At 59.6% G+C, this 16,888-nt stretch carries 20 protein-coding genes, 4 tRNA genes and 1 pseudogene; 6 read left to right on the top strand and 19 right to left on the bottom strand.

What is annotated here, in order from left to right; translation table 11 throughout:
• Nucleotides 1–117 precede the first annotated feature (117 nt).
• The 12 genes from rplL to G6N74_RS01840 form a co-directional block, all read right to left on the bottom strand.
• Nucleotides 118–495 carry a 50S ribosomal protein L7/L12 gene (gene rplL / locus G6N74_RS01895; protein WP_165113649.1) on the bottom strand — a complete coding sequence of 126 codons (378 nt, stop codon included), beginning with the start codon at nt 493–495 and terminating at the stop codon, nt 118–120.
• Between the two features lie 52 nt (nt 496–547).
• The gene (rplJ, locus tag G6N74_RS01890) at nt 548–1,066 is read right to left on the bottom strand and encodes a 50S ribosomal protein L10 (RefSeq protein ID WP_165113647.1); all 519 of its coding nucleotides are present in this window, start codon (nt 1,064–1,066) and stop codon (nt 548–550) included.
• A 363-nt stretch (nt 1,067–1,429) separates the two neighbouring features.
• Complete coding sequence (rplA, locus tag G6N74_RS01885; protein ID WP_165113645.1) at nt 1,430–2,128, bottom strand: 50S ribosomal protein L1; 699 nt, start codon at nt 2,126–2,128, stop codon at nt 1,430–1,432.
• A 4-nt stretch (nt 2,129–2,132) separates the two neighbouring features.
• Nucleotides 2,133–2,561, bottom strand: coding sequence for a 50S ribosomal protein L11 (rplK, locus tag G6N74_RS01880; protein ID WP_165113643.1), 429 nt, complete (start codon nt 2,559–2,561; stop codon nt 2,133–2,135).
• A gap of 157 nt (nt 2,562–2,718) precedes the next feature.
• Nucleotides 2,719–3,246 carry a transcription termination/antitermination protein NusG gene (gene nusG / locus G6N74_RS01875; protein ID WP_091918812.1) on the bottom strand — a complete coding sequence of 176 codons (528 nt, stop codon included), beginning with the start codon at nt 3,244–3,246 and terminating at the stop codon, nt 2,719–2,721.
• A 28-nt stretch (nt 3,247–3,274) separates the two neighbouring features.
• Nucleotides 3,275–3,478 (bottom strand): preprotein translocase subunit SecE, encoded by a 204-nt coding sequence (gene secE, locus G6N74_RS01870; RefSeq protein WP_091918811.1) that lies wholly within the window; start codon nt 3,476–3,478, stop codon nt 3,275–3,277.
• 310 nt (nt 3,479–3,788) lie between these two features.
• Nucleotides 3,789–3,864, bottom strand: a tRNA-Trp gene (locus tag G6N74_RS01865).
• A gap of 65 nt (nt 3,865–3,929) precedes the next feature.
• Nucleotides 3,930–4,409, bottom strand: a complete 480-nt coding sequence (locus G6N74_RS01860; RefSeq protein WP_165113641.1) for a group II truncated hemoglobin — start codon at nt 4,407–4,409, stop codon at nt 3,930–3,932.
• A 107-nt stretch (nt 4,410–4,516) separates the two neighbouring features.
• Nucleotides 4,517–5,692: an elongation factor Tu gene (gene tuf, locus G6N74_RS01855; RefSeq protein WP_165113639.1), complete on the bottom strand. Its 1,176-nt coding sequence runs from the start codon at nt 5,690–5,692 to the stop codon at nt 4,517–4,519.
• 356 nt (nt 5,693–6,048) lie between these two features.
• Entirely contained in the window at nt 6,049–6,474 is a 426-nt protein-coding gene (locus tag G6N74_RS01850) for a hypothetical protein (RefSeq protein ID WP_165113637.1), read from the bottom strand.
• A 392-nt stretch (nt 6,475–6,866) separates the two neighbouring features.
• Nucleotides 6,867–6,940 (bottom strand) — tRNA-Gly (locus G6N74_RS01845).
• Between the two features lie 133 nt (nt 6,941–7,073).
• A tRNA-Tyr gene (locus tag G6N74_RS01840) sits at nt 7,074–7,158 on the bottom strand.
• A gap of 200 nt (nt 7,159–7,358) precedes the next feature.
• Here G6N74_RS01840 and rlmB point away from each other — a divergent pair.
• The gene (rlmB, locus tag G6N74_RS01835; RefSeq protein WP_165113635.1) at nt 7,359–8,210 is read left to right on the top strand and encodes a 23S rRNA (guanosine(2251)-2'-O)-methyltransferase RlmB; all 852 of its coding nucleotides are present in this window, start codon (nt 7,359–7,361) and stop codon (nt 8,208–8,210) included.
• Nucleotides 8,211–8,326: 116 nt separating this feature from the next.
• Nucleotides 8,327–9,163, top strand: coding sequence for an HTH-type transcriptional regulator BhcR (gene bhcR, locus G6N74_RS01830; RefSeq protein WP_165113633.1), 837 nt, complete (start codon nt 8,327–8,329; stop codon nt 9,161–9,163).
• 4 nt (nt 9,164–9,167) lie between these two features.
• Here bhcR and G6N74_RS01825 read toward each other — a convergent pair whose 3' ends face one another.
• Nucleotides 9,168–9,335, bottom strand: a complete 168-nt coding sequence (locus G6N74_RS01825) for a hypothetical protein (RefSeq protein ID WP_165113631.1) — start codon at nt 9,333–9,335, stop codon at nt 9,168–9,170.
• A 163-nt stretch (nt 9,336–9,498) separates the two neighbouring features.
• Here G6N74_RS01825 and G6N74_RS01820 point away from each other — a divergent pair, with 163 nt between their 5' ends.
• Nucleotides 9,499–10,077, top strand: coding sequence for a transglycosylase SLT domain-containing protein (locus tag G6N74_RS01820; protein WP_165113629.1), 579 nt, complete (start codon nt 9,499–9,501; stop codon nt 10,075–10,077).
• A gap of 19 nt (nt 10,078–10,096) precedes the next feature.
• On the opposite strand, the gene G6N74_RS01815 is transcribed toward G6N74_RS01820, so the two are convergent.
• Nucleotides 10,097–10,172: transfer RNA gene (locus tag G6N74_RS01815), tRNA-Thr, on the bottom strand.
• 172 nt (nt 10,173–10,344) lie between these two features.
• Here G6N74_RS01815 and ligD point away from each other — a divergent pair.
• From ligD to G6N74_RS01800, 3 genes and pseudogenes are all read left to right on the top strand, one after another.
• Nucleotides 10,345–11,196: pseudogene (gene ligD / locus G6N74_RS01810) on the top strand (non-homologous end-joining DNA ligase); the annotation flags it as partial.
• A gap of 48 nt (nt 11,197–11,244) precedes the next feature.
• Nucleotides 11,245–12,066, top strand: a complete 822-nt coding sequence (locus tag G6N74_RS01805; protein WP_165113625.1) for an NAD kinase — start codon at nt 11,245–11,247, stop codon at nt 12,064–12,066.
• A gap of 182 nt (nt 12,067–12,248) precedes the next feature.
• Nucleotides 12,249–13,808 (top strand): DEAD/DEAH box helicase, encoded by a 1,560-nt coding sequence (locus G6N74_RS01800; protein WP_165113623.1) that lies wholly within the window; start codon nt 12,249–12,251, stop codon nt 13,806–13,808.
• A 95-nt stretch (nt 13,809–13,903) separates the two neighbouring features.
• Here G6N74_RS01800 and G6N74_RS01795 read toward each other — a convergent pair whose 3' ends face one another.
• The 5 genes from G6N74_RS01795 to G6N74_RS01775 all read right to left on the bottom strand — a co-directional run bounded on the left by G6N74_RS01795 (nt 13,904) and on the right by G6N74_RS01775 (nt 16,715).
• Entirely contained in the window at nt 13,904–14,563 is a 660-nt protein-coding gene (locus G6N74_RS01795) for a YiaD family glycine zipper/OmpA-like lipoprotein (protein ID WP_165113621.1), read from the bottom strand.
• Between the two features lie 158 nt (nt 14,564–14,721).
• Nucleotides 14,722–15,090 carry a GFA family protein gene (locus G6N74_RS01790; RefSeq protein ID WP_165113619.1) on the bottom strand — a complete coding sequence of 123 codons (369 nt, stop codon included), beginning with the start codon at nt 15,088–15,090 and terminating at the stop codon, nt 14,722–14,724.
• A gap of 124 nt (nt 15,091–15,214) precedes the next feature.
• Nucleotides 15,215–15,556, bottom strand: coding sequence for a hypothetical protein (locus tag G6N74_RS01785; RefSeq protein ID WP_165113617.1), 342 nt, complete (start codon nt 15,554–15,556; stop codon nt 15,215–15,217).
• 140 nt (nt 15,557–15,696) lie between these two features.
• Nucleotides 15,697–16,068, bottom strand: a complete 372-nt coding sequence (locus G6N74_RS01780) for a hypothetical protein (RefSeq protein WP_376767678.1) — start codon at nt 16,066–16,068, stop codon at nt 15,697–15,699.
• Nucleotides 16,069–16,307: 239 nt separating this feature from the next.
• Nucleotides 16,308–16,715 carry a cupin domain-containing protein gene (locus tag G6N74_RS01775; protein WP_165113613.1) on the bottom strand — a complete coding sequence of 136 codons (408 nt, stop codon included), beginning with the start codon at nt 16,713–16,715 and terminating at the stop codon, nt 16,308–16,310.
• Nucleotides 16,716–16,888: the final 173 nt, after the last annotated feature.

The raw sequence follows: 16,888 nt of genomic DNA, 5'->3' as shown, positions 1-16,888 counted from the left end.
GGGTGAAAACCCGTTTCCTGAAAGCCGTTTCCGGCCTTCAGGAAAGAGGTTCTCCAAACGCTTTCGCGTCACGCGGGATCGGCGGACGGCAAAACCGTCCGCCGAAAGCCGTAACGCTTACTTCAGTTCGACCTTGGCGCCAGCTGCTTCGAGCTGAGCCTTGATCTTGTCGGCATCCGCCTTGTTGACGGCTTCCTTGACCGGCTTCGGAGCGGCTTCCACCAGGTCCTTGGCTTCCTTGAGGCCGAGACCGGTGATCGCACGCACTTCCTTGATCACGTTGATCTTCTGAGCGCCGGCGTCGACGAGAACGACGTCGAATTCGGTCTTCTCTTCAACCGGAGCAGCAGCAGCGGCACCCCCGCCAGCAGCAGCAACAGCCACGGGAGCCGCAGCCGAAACGCCCCACTTTTCTTCCAGAAGCTTCGACAGCTCGGCCGCCTCGAGGACGGTCAGCTTCGAAAGGTCGTCTACGATCTTGGTGAGATCAGTCATTTTTAGTTTCCTTCAAAGTTCGAACAAATGTTGATGACAGCGAGGAACAACCTCATGCCGCCTCGTCCTTCCGGGCATAGGCGCCAAACACGCGGGCAAGCTGAGCTGCCGGTGCGTTGACGACCTGGGCGATCCTGGTAGCCGGGGTGGCGATCATGCCAACCAGACGTGCGCGCAGCTCATCGAGCGACGGGAGTGTGGCAAGAGCCTTCACACCGTCGGCGTTGAGTGCGGTCGTGCCCATCGAGCCGCCGAGAATGACAAGCTTGTCATTGCCCTTGGCGAAATCGGACGCGACCTTCGGCGCGGCAATTGGATCTTCCGAATAGGCAATCAGCGTCTGTCCGGTGAACAGGTCGATGATGCTTTCGGATTCCGTGCCCTGAAGAGCGATTTTGGCGAGGCGGTTCTTCGCGACTTTGACGGTGCCACCGGCTGCACGCATTTTCGAACGAAGATCGTTCATCTGCGCAACGGTGATACCGGCATAGTGGGCCACGACGACTGAACCTGCGTTCGAGAACGCTTCATTCAGGCCCGTGACGAGTTCGCGTTTTTCCGCTCTGTCCACTGCCTATCTCCAGTTGACAGCCATCTCACTGTGAAATGACTGCCGGGGTTGCCTTTTGCCGGGCGGGCTATCCAGAAATTCCAGATCTCCCGAACGGCGCTCGAGGATCCTGCCCCCCTTATCGCCACACCAGCACGCCGGTGTGCAGACAAAAGGCAAACACGGTTCGAACCTTTCATTGGAGCGGTCGCTCCGTTGTCGGGTCTTCACCCGTCTCATGCAGGCCCATATGAATTAAGGCGAGCCGCCTGCAATCTCGGACAGGATTTCCGAAAGCGGTTTCCCGCCTTCGGATCCGGGTCGGTTAAGACCCGGAATTCTTCAGGGAATCAGGCCATTACAGCCTGACCCCAATTCAATCGATCAAGCCGTGGCGAGGGTCGAGAGATCGACCTTCAGGCCGGGGCCCATCGTCGAGGTGACGGACACCTTCTTGACGTAGACGCCCTTGGCGCCAGCCGGCTTGGCCTTGTTCACCGCATCGGCGAAGGCACGGATGTTTTCTTCCAGCGCCGTGACGTCGAAGGAAACCTTGCCGACGCCGCCATGAATGATGCCGGCCTTTTCGACGCGGAACTCGACCGCGCCACCCTTGGACGCCTTGACGGCGGCGGCGATGTCCATGGTCACGGTGCCGACCTTCGGGTTCGGCATCATGCCGCGGGGTCCGAGGACCTTACCGAGACGGCCGACCAGCGGCATCATGTCCGGCGTGGCGATGCAGCGATCGAAATCGATCGTGCCCTTCTGGACGATCTCGACCAGATCTTCCGCACCAACGATGTCAGCGCCAGCAGCGCGGGCTTCATCAGCCTTGGCATCCTTGGCGAACACCGCGACGCGAACCGTGCGGCCCGTGCCGTTCGGCAGGTTGACGACGCCGCGGACCATCTGGTCGGCGTGACGCGGATCAACGCCGAGATTCATCGAGATTTCGATGGTCTCGTCGAACTTGACCTTGGAACGATCCTTGAGAAGCTGGATCGCTTCGCCCAGGCCGTAAGCCTTGTTGACGTCAATGCCCTCGCGGGACTTTGCTACGCGCTTTGCAATCTTTGCCATGATCTCAGCCCACCACTTCCAGGCCCATCGAGCGGGCGGAACCTTCGACCATGCGCATCGCCGCTTCCACGTCGTTCGCGTTCAAGTCCTTCATCTTGGCTTCGGCGATCTCGCGCACCTTGTCGCGGCTGATCTTGCCTGCACCGACCTTGCCCGGCTCCTTGGAACCCGACTTCAGGCCAGCGGCCTTCTTCAGGAAGTAGGACACCGGCGGCGTCTTCATGACGAAGGTGAACGACTTGTCCTGATAGTACGTAATCACGACCGGAACAGGCGAACCCTTTTCCATTTCCTGCGTCTGCGCATTGAACGCCTTGCAGAATTCCATGATGTTGATGCCACGCTGACCAAGCGCAGGGCCGATCGGGGGCGACGGCGTTGCCGATCCCGCGGAGACCTGAAGCTTGAGCTGGCCTGCAATTTTCTTAGCCATTCTCTCTGCCTTGTTTCAAAGCCGGAATATTCCGGCGGTTGCAGTTTGGTGGTTCGGAAGACCACGGCCGGCTAAGCCGCCTCTTCCTCCCACCACTTCGACAACAGACTTGCGTCCGCCGCCTGCCCGTCGCCAGAACCGGCAACGAGCTTTCGGATCAGCCCTTTTCGACCTGTCCGAATTCGAGATCGACAGGCACGGCGCGCCCGAAGATCGAAACTTCCACCTTGAGCCGCGCCCGCTCCTCGTCCACTTCCTGGACGAAACCGTTGAACGAGGCGAACGGTCCATCCGAGACACGGATGGCTTCGCCGATTTCGAAGGTAACCGACGGCTTCGGCCGCTCGACGCCTTCCTGAACCTGGTTCAGGATGCGCTGAGCTTCAGCTTCCGTAATCGGCACCGGCTTCGAGTCACCGAGAAAACCCGTGACCTTCGGCGTATTCTTCACGAGCGAGAACACGGCATCCGTGAGATGCGCCTTGAGCAGCACATAGCCCGGAAAGAACTTGCGCTCGGCATCGACCTTGCGGCCGCGACGCACTTCCACGACCTTTTCGGTCGGCACGACGATCTGCTCGATCTGGTCGCTCAGGCCCTTCTGCTTGGCCTTGTTGACAATATCCTCGGCGACCTTCTTCTCGAAATTCGAGTAAGCGTGGACGATGTACCACCGCGCAGTCATCTCAAAACTTCTCCGTATTCGCCGGTATTCAGCGGCCGATGCCGAGGATCAACTCGACACCGAGAGCCATTAACTGATCGGCAGCGAAGAAAAAGATCATCGCAATCACCGCAAACACGAGAACCATGATCGTCGAGATCACCGTTTCGCGCCGCGACGGCCAAGTCACCTTTGCCGTCTCCGACCTTACCTGCTGCAGGAAGGTGAAAGGATTGGTGGTTTTTGACGCCATTTGCCGCTCTGCTTTCGAAGACCCGGAAAGACCCGAGCCTCTTGGATGTTCCCGTTGGCCGGGAGCTGCCTTTGCCTGGTACCGAAATCCGTCGCGAATCAGCGCCGATATTCCGCCCATGCATTTCGGGCGCGTAAAGCCGATCGTTCAGCTCCACGCGCCGCGTGTCCGTTGTGTCTACATAAAACCGATTCCCGACACATGCAAGTGCCTAAAATCCGTCTTACCTGCCAAACGCCCTTTGCCGGAACCATCCAATCGTCCCGTCAACGGCTATGTCGACAATTCGCGACCGTAAGGTCTGCGTTGCTGGCAGGGGCAGCAGGGCTCGAACCTGCGACCTGCGGTTTTGGAGACCGCCGCTCTACCAACTGAGCTATACCCCTATCGCGGCTGCTTCATTTCACAAAGATGCCTGCGTTTCAAGAGCCGAGAATGGTTTTCGAACGTCTCAATTCGCGGAAGGCGGTTGATAAGGTCCGCCGGGAACGCCCCAGCCCCATTTCGGCATCGGCTCGTTGAGTTCCGGCGATGCGCCATCCTGCGAATTCAATTTGGCCAGCCTCGTTCCCCATTCGAGATAGGCGACCAGTGCCGAGCGGAACTCGGGATCGTCGGGCAGTTCGGCCTCGTCCGCCGAATCGAGAATCAGCGCGATCCATCGCCGGCGCTGCTCTTCCGTCAGATGGCGGCCAAGGTGATGCTTTATCATCGCCGCGTGACCACCGAGCTTCTCGCTATAGACGGACGGCCCGCCAAACACCTCGCCGATGAAGGCTGCGACGTGGGCGGGATGATCGCCCGACATATGCCGAAAGACAGGCTCCAGAAGCGGGTCGGCCAGAACCTTGTCGTAGAAGGCACTGGTCAGTCGATCGAGCGCTTCGGCTCCGCCTGCCCAGTCGTAAAGCGTCGGAACGTCCTTCGTCATCGCAATCTCCTCGCTCGCGGAAGCAGCATATGGGAACGGCGATGGCGCTTTAAAAGAGAAAGGGCGGCCGAAGCCGCCCTTTCCTGACAAACCGTAAGGTTTGGCGATTATTCGACGATGGTGACGACGACGCCGGCACCGACGGTGCGGCCGCCTTCACGGATGGCGAAGCGGAGCTTCTCTTCCATCGCGATCGGCACGATCAGTTCGACATCGACCGTCACATTGTCGCCCGGCATCACCATTTCGGTGCCTTCGGCCAACTGCACGATGCCCGTCACGTCCGTCGTGCGGAAATAGAACTGCGGACGGTAGTTGGTGAAGAACGGCGTATGACGGCCACCCTCTTCCTTCGTCAGGATGTAGGCTTCGGCCTTGAACTTCTTGTGCGGCTTGACCGAGCCCGGCTTGGCCAGAACCTGGCCGCGCTCGACACCTTCACGGTCGACGCCGCGCAGCAGCGCGCCGATGTTGTCGCCGGCCTGACCCTGGTCGAGCAGCTTGCGGAACATCTCGACGCCCGTGCAGGTCGTCTTCGACGTCGCGCGGATGCCGACGATTTCGAGTTCTTCGCCAACCTTGACGATGCCGCGCTCGACGCGGCCGGTCACAACCGTGCCACGGCCCGAGATCGAGAACACGTCTTCGATCGGCATCAGGAACGGCTGGTCGATCGGACGCTCAGGCGTCGGGATGTAGGCGTCGACCGCTGCCATCAGCTCGCGGATCGCGTCTTCACCGATCTTCTTGTCGGAATCTTCGAGAGCAGCCAGAGCCGAACCCTTGACGATCGGAATGTCGTCGCCCGGGAATTCGTTCTTCGACAGAAGCTCGCGAACTTCCAGCTCGACCAGTTCGAGCAGCTCGGCGTCATCGACCTGGTCGACCTTGTTCAGGAACACCACGATCGAAGGCACGCCGACCTGACGGGCAAGCAGGATGTGCTCGCGGGTCTGCGGCATCGGGCCGTCGGCTGCCGAAACAACCAGGATCGCGCCGTCCATCTGGGCAGCACCGGTGATCATGTTCTTCACATAGTCGGCGTGGCCGGGGCAGTCGACGTGAGCATAGTGACGGTTCGGCGTCTCGTACTCGACGTGAGCCGTCGAGATCGTGATGCCGCGCGCCTTCTCCTCAGGTGCTGCGTCGATCTGGTCATAGGCCTTGTATTCGCCAAAATACTTCGTGATCGCAGCCGTCAATGACGTCTTGCCATGGTCAACGTGACCAATCGTGCCAATGTTCACATGCGGCTTGTTGCGCTCAAATTTACTCTTAGCCATTGATATTTTCCTTGGCGGCTGGGCTTCGGTTTGGGTTCGAATTCGGGGCGATTAGCGACAAAGGCCAAAAAACACAAGAGTCTTTTGACCTTTCGATGCCGACCCAGAGCATCGGACCGAAAAGTGGAATCCGGTTTTCGGAATATTCCGATGCTCATTCAAAGTGCTAGATCGTCCTTTGTGCGTCCGAATGGACGCACGGCGATCTAGTCGGGACGGCCGCTCCGATTTCAGTGTTGAAGCCGATATAGGTATGCCCCGCCACAATTCAAAGGGGCACCACACGAGGGCGTACGCTACACTCACGCCGTCGCCTGACCTGCTCGATCATGCCGCTGAAAAGCGGCCTCTAGAACCTAGCGACCGTGATAGTCAGGCCGCAGCACGGCAGGCATCGGCTGGCCGCTGGGCACAGGGCTTGGCCGGATATCAGGTCTGCCGCCACCCGGATTGGGTCTCGGTGGACGCGACCCGACATCGGGCCGCCCGCCGCTCCCGCCACCTACTATCGTTGGACGCCCGCCACCCACCATAGGCGGGCGCGGCCTGCCGGGATTGCCGTAATGCGGACGATGCCTGCGATGATCGCGACGGTAATAGCCGCCATCCTCGTAGATCACGCCGCCGCCATAGTATCCACCGCCGCCATAATAGCCGCCACCGTCATACGGGCCTCTGTCGTAATAGCCATCGTCATAATAGGCCCCGCTGTCGACACAGCCGCTCAGGGCCAAGCCGGAAATGCCGATCGCGGCGGCAACAAACAAAGTCTTCGCAGACATGGCAGCATCTCCTGCGTTTCTATCTCCAGGAGATATGGGGCGCAGATTACACGTGGCAAGATAGGAACGTCACGGCAACGCAAGGCCAACCAGCGGGCGGCGGAAACGCGTGCTGGCGTGGGAAGCTCGCCGGGGTAAGAGCCCCCGCCCCTGCCCGGCGAGCCTTCACATCCCTGATCAGTATGAGACACGATCAGGGCCGGCTATTGCCGGCAAGCAATACCATGCAGGACTGATGCCAGATTTTTCTTCCCGAAATGGCACAGCCGATGACAGGCTGGCGCGCCAGAGCGGCGGCGCTAGAGCCGGCACGGCCGGAAATTCGGCTCGAAATCGCCAGAGGCGAATTCATGCAGATTATTCGTTGGCCGCAGGTCTTGGGTGGGTCATTCTGGAGCGGGTAGCGGGAATCGAACCCGCGTATTCAGCTTGGAAGGCTGCTGCTCTACCATTGAGCTATACCCGCGTCCTAAACTCCACGCATGACCCCGAAATCACTTTCGATATTCGGAAAGTATCATGCGCAACCTCAAAGCGTTAGAGCCTGCTTTGCGCGTTCTGATAAACGCGCGTCGCTCTAAAGGCTTCCGGGCCGGCAGTGGTGGAGAGGGTTGGATTCGAACCAACGTAGACTGAGTCAACGGATTTACAGTCCGTCCCCTTTAACCACTCGGGCACCTCTCCAAACTGCTGCCAGGAGCCTTGCAACGAGGCATTCTGCGGATTGTCAGCCAGGTAACTTCCTGCCCGCCAACCTGCGAAGCGCCTTATGGCGGCAAGGCAAAACACTGTCAACCGCACTGCCCGAGATTTCAGAACGAAATTCGTAATGCCCTCACGCCGCTGCCATATCCAAAAAGAAAACGCACCGTTATAGAACGGTCATGACCGACGATAAAAAATCCAAGACCCCGAAAGACACCCATTACGCCAACCTCAGGCGCGCCTATCGCGACCAGAAGAGTGGCGGCCAACCGACTTTCCGGCCCAAACCGAACGTCCCACCGGGCGAAGCAGCACCTGACGGCGTCTTGCGGCTCTACGGGCTGCATACGGTGCGTGCCGCGATCGACAATCCGCGCCGCAAGATCAGCCACATGCTGGTGACGCGCAATGCGCTGGAACGGCTGGAGATCGCGGATACCAACGCCTTGCCCTTTCCCGTCGAAATCGTCGAGCCACGCGATATCGACAAGATCACCGGAAGCGACGCGGTGCATCAGGGCGTGCTGATCGAGACCGCACCGCTGAAGCCCAAGGCGCTCAACGCGCTTGGCGATACACCGCTGGTTCTGGTGCTCGATCAGGTCACCGATCCGCACAATGTCGGCGCGATCATTCGCTCGGCCGTGGCTTTCGGGGCGGGTGCGCTGATCACCACGCAGCGCCACAGCCCACACGAATCGGGCGTGCTGGCAAAGTCGGCTTCGGGCGCGCTGGAACACATCGACATGATCGAGGTGAAGAATCTCGCCGACGCTTTGGGCCAATTGCACGAAGCCGGCTTCCAGACCATCGGTCTTGATTCGGAGGGACCGGCTGAACTGGAAAAATCCTTTGATGCACAAAAACTAGCCCTTGTCCTTGGGGCTGAAGGCAAGGGCCTGCGCCAGAAGACGCGTGAAACGGTCACGACACTCGCCCGGCTCGACATGCCGGGCGCCATCCGCTCGCTCAACGTGTCGAATGCAGCGGCGGTGAGCCTTTATGCGGCGCGGAAGTTTTTGAAGGGCTGATTGCGCTCTTAGGTGCTCGACGTTGCGCACTCTTCCTGCCGGCTCTGGTTCCATTTGCCAATTCGTGAAATATTTTTTTATTCTGCCTCCAGAAATTCGTTACGTGGAGCGAACCGATGGAAACAGCCGAAAAACGCCAGCGCGGGCGTCCGCGCTCCTTCAATGCGCCCGCCGACAGCGGACCGGTGCAGGCACTCGACCGGGCGCTGCGCATTCTCGCCCTCGTTGCCGAGGGTAACGGCCTGTCGCTGAGCGAAGTCGCCGCCAGTTCCGGCCTCGCCCCGTCGACGGCCTATCGCATGCTGACCACGCTCGAAAGCCACGGCATGGTCGAGTTCGAGAAGACCGAGCAACTCTGGTCGATCGGCGTCGAGACCTACCGCATGGGTTCCGCCTTCCTGCGCCGCCGCAAGCTTGTGGATCGCGCCCGCATCGTCATGCAGGATCTGATGGAAAAGACCGGCGAGACGGCAAATCTCGGCGTTGCCGAGGACGACTGCGTGGTTTTCGTCAGCCAGGTCGAGACGCATCAGGCAATCCGTGCCTTCTTCCGGCCGGGCACGCGCAGCTCGTTTCATGCATCCGGCATCGGCAAGGCAATCCTGGCGCATCTGGCGCCCGAACGGGTGGCAGTGATCATTCGTAAGGCCGGGCTCGAGGCCTATACGCCGAAAACGCTGGCCAGCGCCCCTGCCCTTACCCGCGACCTCGATGAAATCAGAACGCGCGGCTGGTCTGTCGATGACGAGGAACGTCATCCCGGCATGCGCTGCATTGCAGCGGCGATCTTCAACGAATTCGGCGAACCGGTCGGCGGTGTGTCGGTATCCGGACCGACTGTTCGCGTCACGCCTGAGCGGCTGGCGCAGATCGGACCGCTCGTTCAGGATGCAGCCTTGCAGATCACAAAAATGATCGGCGGGGAGAACCCGGCTGCAAACGAACGGGACTGAGCAGTCAGCCCATGCCCGTCACATGCCGCAGGTAAAAGGCCAGCATGACGAATGCGACCGCAGCTGTCAGTCCGGTCCAGTCGACATTTGCGCCCTTGAGATACCTGACCAAGCTTACCAGCAGGAACCAGGCCAAAAGCGCCACCAGGGCAATGACGACAAAGCGGATCATCCCTCACCTCCAGCAAAACCCAAACCGCAACAGGAATATGGGAAGCTTTGAGGGCGGATTGAAGACCGACCGCGACACGAGGCCGGAATCATCAAGCCAAAAGCAGCCCGTTAAATTTTACTTAAATCTTAACGACTAACAGACTCGCTGAAAGCGAGGTCTCATGCAGCGCGCCCTGTTTATCGTAGCGCTCCTGATGCTTGGGAGTTGTGCAACCGCCCCGACGCGCATCAACGATGTCTGCGCGGTGTTCGACCAGCGGGATGGCTGGTTCAACAGCTGGCACGGTGCCGCCAAAAGCACCGAGCGTGAATTCGGCGTTCCCGTCCCTATCCTGATGGCGACGGTCTACACCGAATCCGGCTTCAACGCGCGCGCCAAGCCGCCGCGCACCAAACTGCTTGGCTTCATCCCCTGGAAACGCGCCTCAACCGCCTTTGGCTATTCGCAAGCGCTGGACGGCACCTGGACCCGCTACCAGTCCGAAACCGGACGCTGGTATGCGCGCAGAAACGACTTCGGCGATGCGATCCATTTCATCGGCTGGTATCACGCCAAGAGCCATCAGGTGAACGGCATCGCCCTGAACGACACCTACAACCTCTATCTCGCCTATTATCTCGGTCACGGCGGTTATTCGAAAGGCCTGGGACGCACCAACGCCCAGGCCCAACAGGCCGCGCGCCGCGCCGCCAACATGGCGATGAAATACGCCGCGCAGATGCAGGCTTGCGGACGTTAAGCTGATCGTGAATTCAGGCTGGTGCCCCCGGACGGACTCGAACCGCCGACCCCCTGATTACAAATCAGGTGCTCTACCAACTGAGCTACAAGGGCACGCGCGCTCCGGTTATCACATTTGCCGCGTCAGTAAAGTCAAAACTCTGCCGAACGATTCCGGCCAGCGGTTTCCAGCATGATGCCTCTGCGGCAAAACAGGAACGAACGTGGCATACTGGCGTTCAGGCTTCCAAGCTTCCAAGGGCAATGCCCAGTTTAGCAAAGAGGGACGCGAATGGATCTTTCCCATCCCGACAAACTGCTCTGGCCCGAGGCCGGGGTGACCAAGCAGGGGTTGCTTGACCACTACGCGGCAGTCTGGCCGCGCATGGAGCGGTTCGTCGTTAACCGCCCGCTCGCCTTGCTGCGTGCGCCCGATGGCATCGCCGGCAAGCAGCGCTTTTTCCAGAAGCACGCTTCGCCGGGCATGCACGAAGCCATCGTGAAAATGGCCGATCCCGAAGATGGCGAAGAACTGCTTTACATCAAGGATTTCAACGGTATTGCAGCGCTTGTTCAAATTGGCGTCGTGGAAATCCATATCTGGGGATGTACGATCGACGCCATCGATACGCCCGACCAGATCGTATTCGACCTCGATCCGGACGAGGGACTGGACATGAATGATGTTCTCGCCGCGACGCTCGATGTCAGACGCCGGCTCGATGAACTCGGCCTGCCCAATGTCGTGAAGACATCAGGCGGCAAGGGTTTTCATGTGATAGTGCCGCTGAAACCAAAAGCCGACTGGAAGACGGTCAAGACCTTCGCCCATGATTTTGCCGAGGCGATGGAACAAAGCGATCCTGACAAGTACACGGCGACACTATCCAAGAAAGCGCGCACGGGGCGCATCTTCATCGACTATCTGCGCAATGCGCGCGGCTCTACAACCGTGGCGCCCTATTCAAGCCGGGCAAAGCCGAACGCAACCGTTTCCATGCCGGTGACCTGGCCGGAAGTCGAAAACGGGGTTGGTCCGGCCGATTTTTCGATTGGCGGAAAACCGCTGGAGAAAGCGTTGAAAACGGCAGACCCCTGGGCTGATTTCAACAAGCTGCGCAAGGCGCTCCGCGGTTAAGACGCGGAGAATTTCCGCCATGTCCCGCCTTTGCAGCGGCAAAGCGGCATGCTACCTCGGCACGGCCGTCGAGCCGAGGACAAGACACTGGCACCAGCACACAAAGCCCGCGAGACCTTCGCGTTCATATCTTCGGACGCGCCTGACGCCGAAAAGGCGGCGGCACGTCTTTCAGAGCGCTATGGCAATACGCCGCTTGCTGACGCGGATGTGATCGTCGCCCTCGGCGGCGACGGTTTTCTGCTGCAGACGCTGCGCGAGACCATGAGCACCGGCAAGCAGGTCTACGGCATGAACCGGGGCACCATCGGCTTCCTGATGAACGAATATCGCGAAGATGCCCTGCCCGAGCGCCTGGCTGCCGCCGTCTCCGAAACCATCCGCCCGCTGGAGATGCAGGCCGTCACCTCCGAGGGAGAAACGGTTTCGGCGCTGGCGATCAATGAAGTCGCCCTGTGGCGGCAATCCTACCAAACGGCCAAGATCCGCATCACGATCGACGATCAGGTGCGCCTGGAAGAGTTGAGCTGCGACGGCGTGATGATCGCGACGCCTGCCGGCTCGACCGCCTACAACCTGTCAGCCCACGGCCCTATCCTGCCACTCGACGCGCCGCTGCTCGCTTTGACGCCGGTCAGCCCGTTTCGCCCGCGCCGCTGGCGTGGCGCGCTTCTGTCCAACAAGTCGGTGGTGCGGCTCGACATCATGGAGGCCGGGAAGAGGCCGGTGAACGCCGCCGCCGACCACACCGAAGTCAAGGCGGTGACGTCGGTCACGATCCAGGAGTCCCGCAACGCGACGGCAACCTTGCTGTTCGACCCGAACCATTCCTGGAACGAAAGAATTCTTGCCGAACAATTCCGCTACTGATGCCATTGCGGAAAATCGGCTGGACCATTAAGTAAAGGCGGTCAACAAACCGGCATTCGCGCCTGTTTGTGTTGACAAATCGTGTCACTAACCGTAACGCGATGACATATTGTGCAAGCGCGAGGCGTTTGCCGCGTCCCTTGGGGGCGCGCCCTTCAAGCAGCCAAAGACAGCCAAGACACTTGTCCTCAGACATCCAGACCGCTCCAGAAGCGTTGACATTCGCAGACCTCGGCCTTTCGCCGAAGGTTCTTTCAGCCGTTACCGACGCCGGCTATACAGTGCCGACGCCGATCCAGGCGGGCGCGATCCCGCATGCCTTGCAGGGCAAGGACATTCTCGGCATCGCCCAGACAGGCACCGGCAAGACGGCATCCTTCGTGCTGCCGATGCTGACGCGCCTGGAAAAAGGCCGGGCCCGGGCGCGCATGCCGCGCACGCTGATCCTCGAACCGACGCGCGAACTCGCTGCTCAGGTTGAAGAGAATTTCGTCCGATACGGCAAAAATCACAAGCTGAACATCGCCTTGCTGATCGGCGGCGTCTCGTTTGACGAACAGGAAAAGAAGCTCGAGCGTGGTGCTGATGTTCTCATTGCCACGCCCGGCCGCCTGCTCGACCATCGCGAGCGCGGCAAGCTGCTTTTGAATGGCGTCGAAATCCTCGTCATCGACGAGGCCGATCGCATGCTCGACATGGGTTTCATTCCCGACATCGAGCGCATCTGCGAAATGATCCCCTTCACGCGCCAGACGCTGTTTTTCTCGGCCACCATGCCGCCCGAAATCACCAAGCTGACTGAGCAATTCCTGCATTCACCTGTTCGGGTCGAAGTCGCCAAGGCAGCCTCCACGGCAATCAACATCACGCAGCGGCTGGTCAAATCCGGCAAGAAGCCGTGGGACAAGCGCGAAGTTCTCCGCAATCTGATCAAGGCCGAGGAAGAAGGGCTGAAGAACGCCATCATCTTCTGCAACCGCAAGATTGAAGTCTCAGAGCTTTTCCGCTCGCTCATAAAATACGATTTCGACGCCGGTGCCTTGCATGGCGACATGGATCAGCGCGCGCGTATGCAGATGCTGGCCAATTTCCGCGAAGGCAAGCTCAAGCTTCTCGTCGCCTCAGACGTTGCCGCGCGCGGCCTCGACATTCCCGATGTCAGCCACGTCTTCAATTTCGACGTGCCGATCCATGCCGAGGACTATGTTCACCGCATCGGCAGAACCGGCCGCGCCGGACGTTCGGGAAAATCTTTCACCATCGCCACCCGGTCCGACACAAAATACATCGACGCGATCGAGCGCCTGATCGGCCAGCCGATCGAGTGGCATGACGGCGATCTTTCGACCGTCGTCGAGAGCGAAGGCGAAGAAGCACCCCGTCGCGGCAGAGCCAGCCAGCAGCGTGGCCGTGGCCGCAAGGACGAAGGCGAGCGCAAGCCCCGCGGCGAGCGCCACGCAAAAGCCCCTGTTGAAAAGCCGGTGCAGGACGCCCAGCCGGAGGTCGAGGCCCCCGTCGTTGTCGCTGATAATGACGATCGCAGCCGCAAGGAAACGATCAAGTCGGAGAATGCAGATCGCAAGGCACGCGGCGACCATGCCGAGCGCCCTCGCCGGGATGATCGCAATGACAGGCCGCGGCGCGACGACCGCAATGCCCGCCAGCGCAATGAAGACAATGACGGCACCATAGGCTTCGGCGACGACATGCCGGCCTTCATGAAGATTGCCGTAAAGATCTGATCGCTTCGCTGCCGTCAGGCAGCGCGATCCCGCTCAATGAAAAAGCCCGCCGCAATTTGCGGCGGGCTTTTTCATTTTTACGCGGGTGCGTTCGCCTATCGGGTGAGCGGCGAAAGCTGGATTTCGACGCGGCGGTTCTGCGCGCGGCCGTCAGCCGTATCGTTGGATGCGATCGGGCGCGTCTTGCCGAAGCCGGTGACAGCAAAGCGGCGCGAATCGACGCCCTGCGCGTTGAGGTAGTTCGCGACCGACAGCGCGCGGCGCTGCGACAGGTCGAAATTGTGCTGGTCGCCACCGGTCGAATCGGTGTGGCCAAAGACATCCACCAGCGTCTGGTTGTACTTCTTGAGCACCAGCGCGACGGAATTCAGCGTCTGATAGAAGCCAGGCTTGATGTCGGACTGATCGACGCCGAAGGTGATATCGGACGGCATGTTGAGGATGATCTGATCGCCCGCGCGGGTGACGCTGACACCAGTGCCCTGAAGCTGGGCGCGCAGTTCCGATTCGTTGCGGTCCATGGTCGCGCCGACGGCGCCACCGGCCAGAGCACCGACGCCCGCGCCGATCAGCACGGCATTGCGCTGTGCGTTTTTGCTGCCGCCGACGGCAAGGCCGGCCAAAGCGCCGAGGCCTGCGCCAAGTGCTGCACCGCCGGCCGTGTTCGAAACCTTCTGCTCACCCGTATAGGGGTCGGTCGTGCACGCACCGAGAAATGCCGTAGCCGCGAGCACGGCGATAATCTTCTTCGTCATTCAGGTCGTCCCTCTCCAAACTTCGTCCCGCGCACCGGCGCGTCAGTCCTTCAGCGCCGTTGTAACATGAAATACGGCAAAAAACGGAACGGCAAAATGCCTTTCGCGCTTTCTTGCAGTCTGTTTTGACAGACTATTGGACGGACCAGACGAAGCGATTACCAGAGGTTCTTGCCGTCGATGACAACGACTTCGACCGCGCCGAGATCGAAATCGTCGAACAGGCGCGCATTGACGCTTATCTTCGGATTGTCGAAATCCGGGGAGCCCGTGCTCCAGTCCGGCGTTTCGGTAAAGGTGCCGCAGCCGCAGGTGGCGCAGAACCCGTGCTTTACCGTCTTGGAGCCCCATTGATAAACGGCAACATTCTCGGGCGGCGTCTTCAATTTGAATTGCGACGGCAGGTAGTAGGCCCACAATGACCCGCGCTTGGAGCAGAAGGAGCAAGTGCAGCTTGTCAGCGTGTCAGGTGCTTCACTGACTTCGAATACGGTCGCCTTGCAGTGACAACTGCCGATAATCGTCATGACTGATCCCTTCTCCAGCGCCAATGCCCCCAGCCCTAGACAAGTCATCCTGGCGTCATTCTGTCAGGATGCGGAATGCTGAACGAACGGACCTTGCCAATGAGGCAAGGTCCGATGCGCGATGTTACTCGGTGATCGTATACTCTCCAAGTTCACACAGATCCGCTTTGTCGGTCGTCGTGTCGAGGTCGGACTCCTCGGTAAATTCGAAACGCATATCGTATTCGCAGACACTTCTTCCGTCAGCGATGGTGATGCTGATGCTTTCGCCGGGGCTCAGGACATCGCTGCCAAAGACATCCTCTTCCCACTCCCCGACGCCCACGGGCGAGGTGTAGAATTCCGACAGCACCGAATTCGTGCCGTTCTTGAGGGTGAAGACGAGATCCTCGGCCTGCGCAGAAAATGTCGAAACAAGACAAATGGTTGCGGCGGCAGCCACAACCGTATGAATTCTGAAAATCATGATTTATTCCCCGCCCGAAATTGGACGCTGTTGCGTATCAAATATCACGGCAAAGAGGAATTACCTCTTTCCCTAAATTAGCACCTGCCGTTGGCTCTCTGAGCCTTCGATCCGGTTTTCGTCAATGGCTCTCGGATCCGTCAATAGGACCTTGACGGCACGAACAGGCAGATCGTCTTCGAATCGTTCGCGCCGGCCACCGAGCACCAGTGGAATTCACCGTCGGGCGAGTTTTTGACGCGTGCGTCGTGATAGGTCACCACCTCGCCGGTGTTGTTGATGACGTAGCCTTCCGGGCGCTCGCTGATCGCCTTGTCGGACACCTCACGGCAATCGTAGCCGGAACAGCACGCAAACGGATAGCTCCAGCCGGATTTGGCGTCGTGCGCAGAAGCCGGATTGTTGGCAGCGACGACAAACAATAATGCCGCGAATCCGGCACTGTGTCGAAACACGCGCAAAAAGCCGCGCGATCGGTTGAGTGGTTTCTCATGAGAGAGTTGAGTGAACATTGGCATGGCAAAAGTCCTGCTGAACGAGTGACCAAGCTTGCACTTGCCCCGCCCCTGGAACGTGTCTTCCCATGCCGCCGGATCATAAGTCGCAGATATGCCCGTCCGGCGATAAATGCTTTTAGGCCCACCAGCCCATGAGCATGGTGGGGCGATTCCTACGCCGGCGCAAGAAACTGCTGGCAGCCCGAGCACCGACATCTGCGCAATAATGTTGCGCCCGCATGGTTAACGAGAAGTTAAGGCTTCTGGTTCCGAAACCATTCGACAATGGCCGGCATCTTGCTCTCGAAATCGCCCGGGATGAAGACGTTGAGCAATCCGGCGCGAACTGCGGTGTGGTTCTCGAAATCGTGCGTTACGCCCGCCGGCACCATCACGAATGATCCAGCTGGAGAGTCATACCAGGTCTCACCGATCAGGATGCTGGGCTGCCCCTGGATGACCAAGAACAACTCGTCATTCTCCGCATGCGAATGCGCGCCCGGTCCTTTCGAATGCGGTTCCAGCCACCATTCGGACACCGAATATCGGTCGCCAACTTCCGACCGATCGACCTTGAAAACCGCGCTCATCGCGCCACAGTCGTAGCCACGTCCCTGGCCGAGACCGAGAATGACCGGTTTTCGCCGGATGATGTCTGACATGCCGACCTCCTGCTTGGTGGAAGATCGACGATAACGCGCCAGCGCGGTTTTTGTTTGAAGGTTTGTTACCTCAGGCATCAGACCTGAAAAGTGGAACCCGGTTTTCGGAATATTCCGATGCTCTTCGAGATATCTCGAAAACAGCGAAGGCCTGTCCGGCCTACGCTGTTTTC

The sequence above is a fragment of the Mesorhizobium zhangyense genome (assembly GCF_011045115.1).
Classification (GTDB): domain Bacteria; phylum Pseudomonadota; class Alphaproteobacteria; order Rhizobiales; family Rhizobiaceae; genus Mesorhizobium_M; species Mesorhizobium_M zhangyense.
Note: the sequence above shows the minus strand (reverse complement) of the source record. Positions and strands in the feature narration are given on the sequence as shown.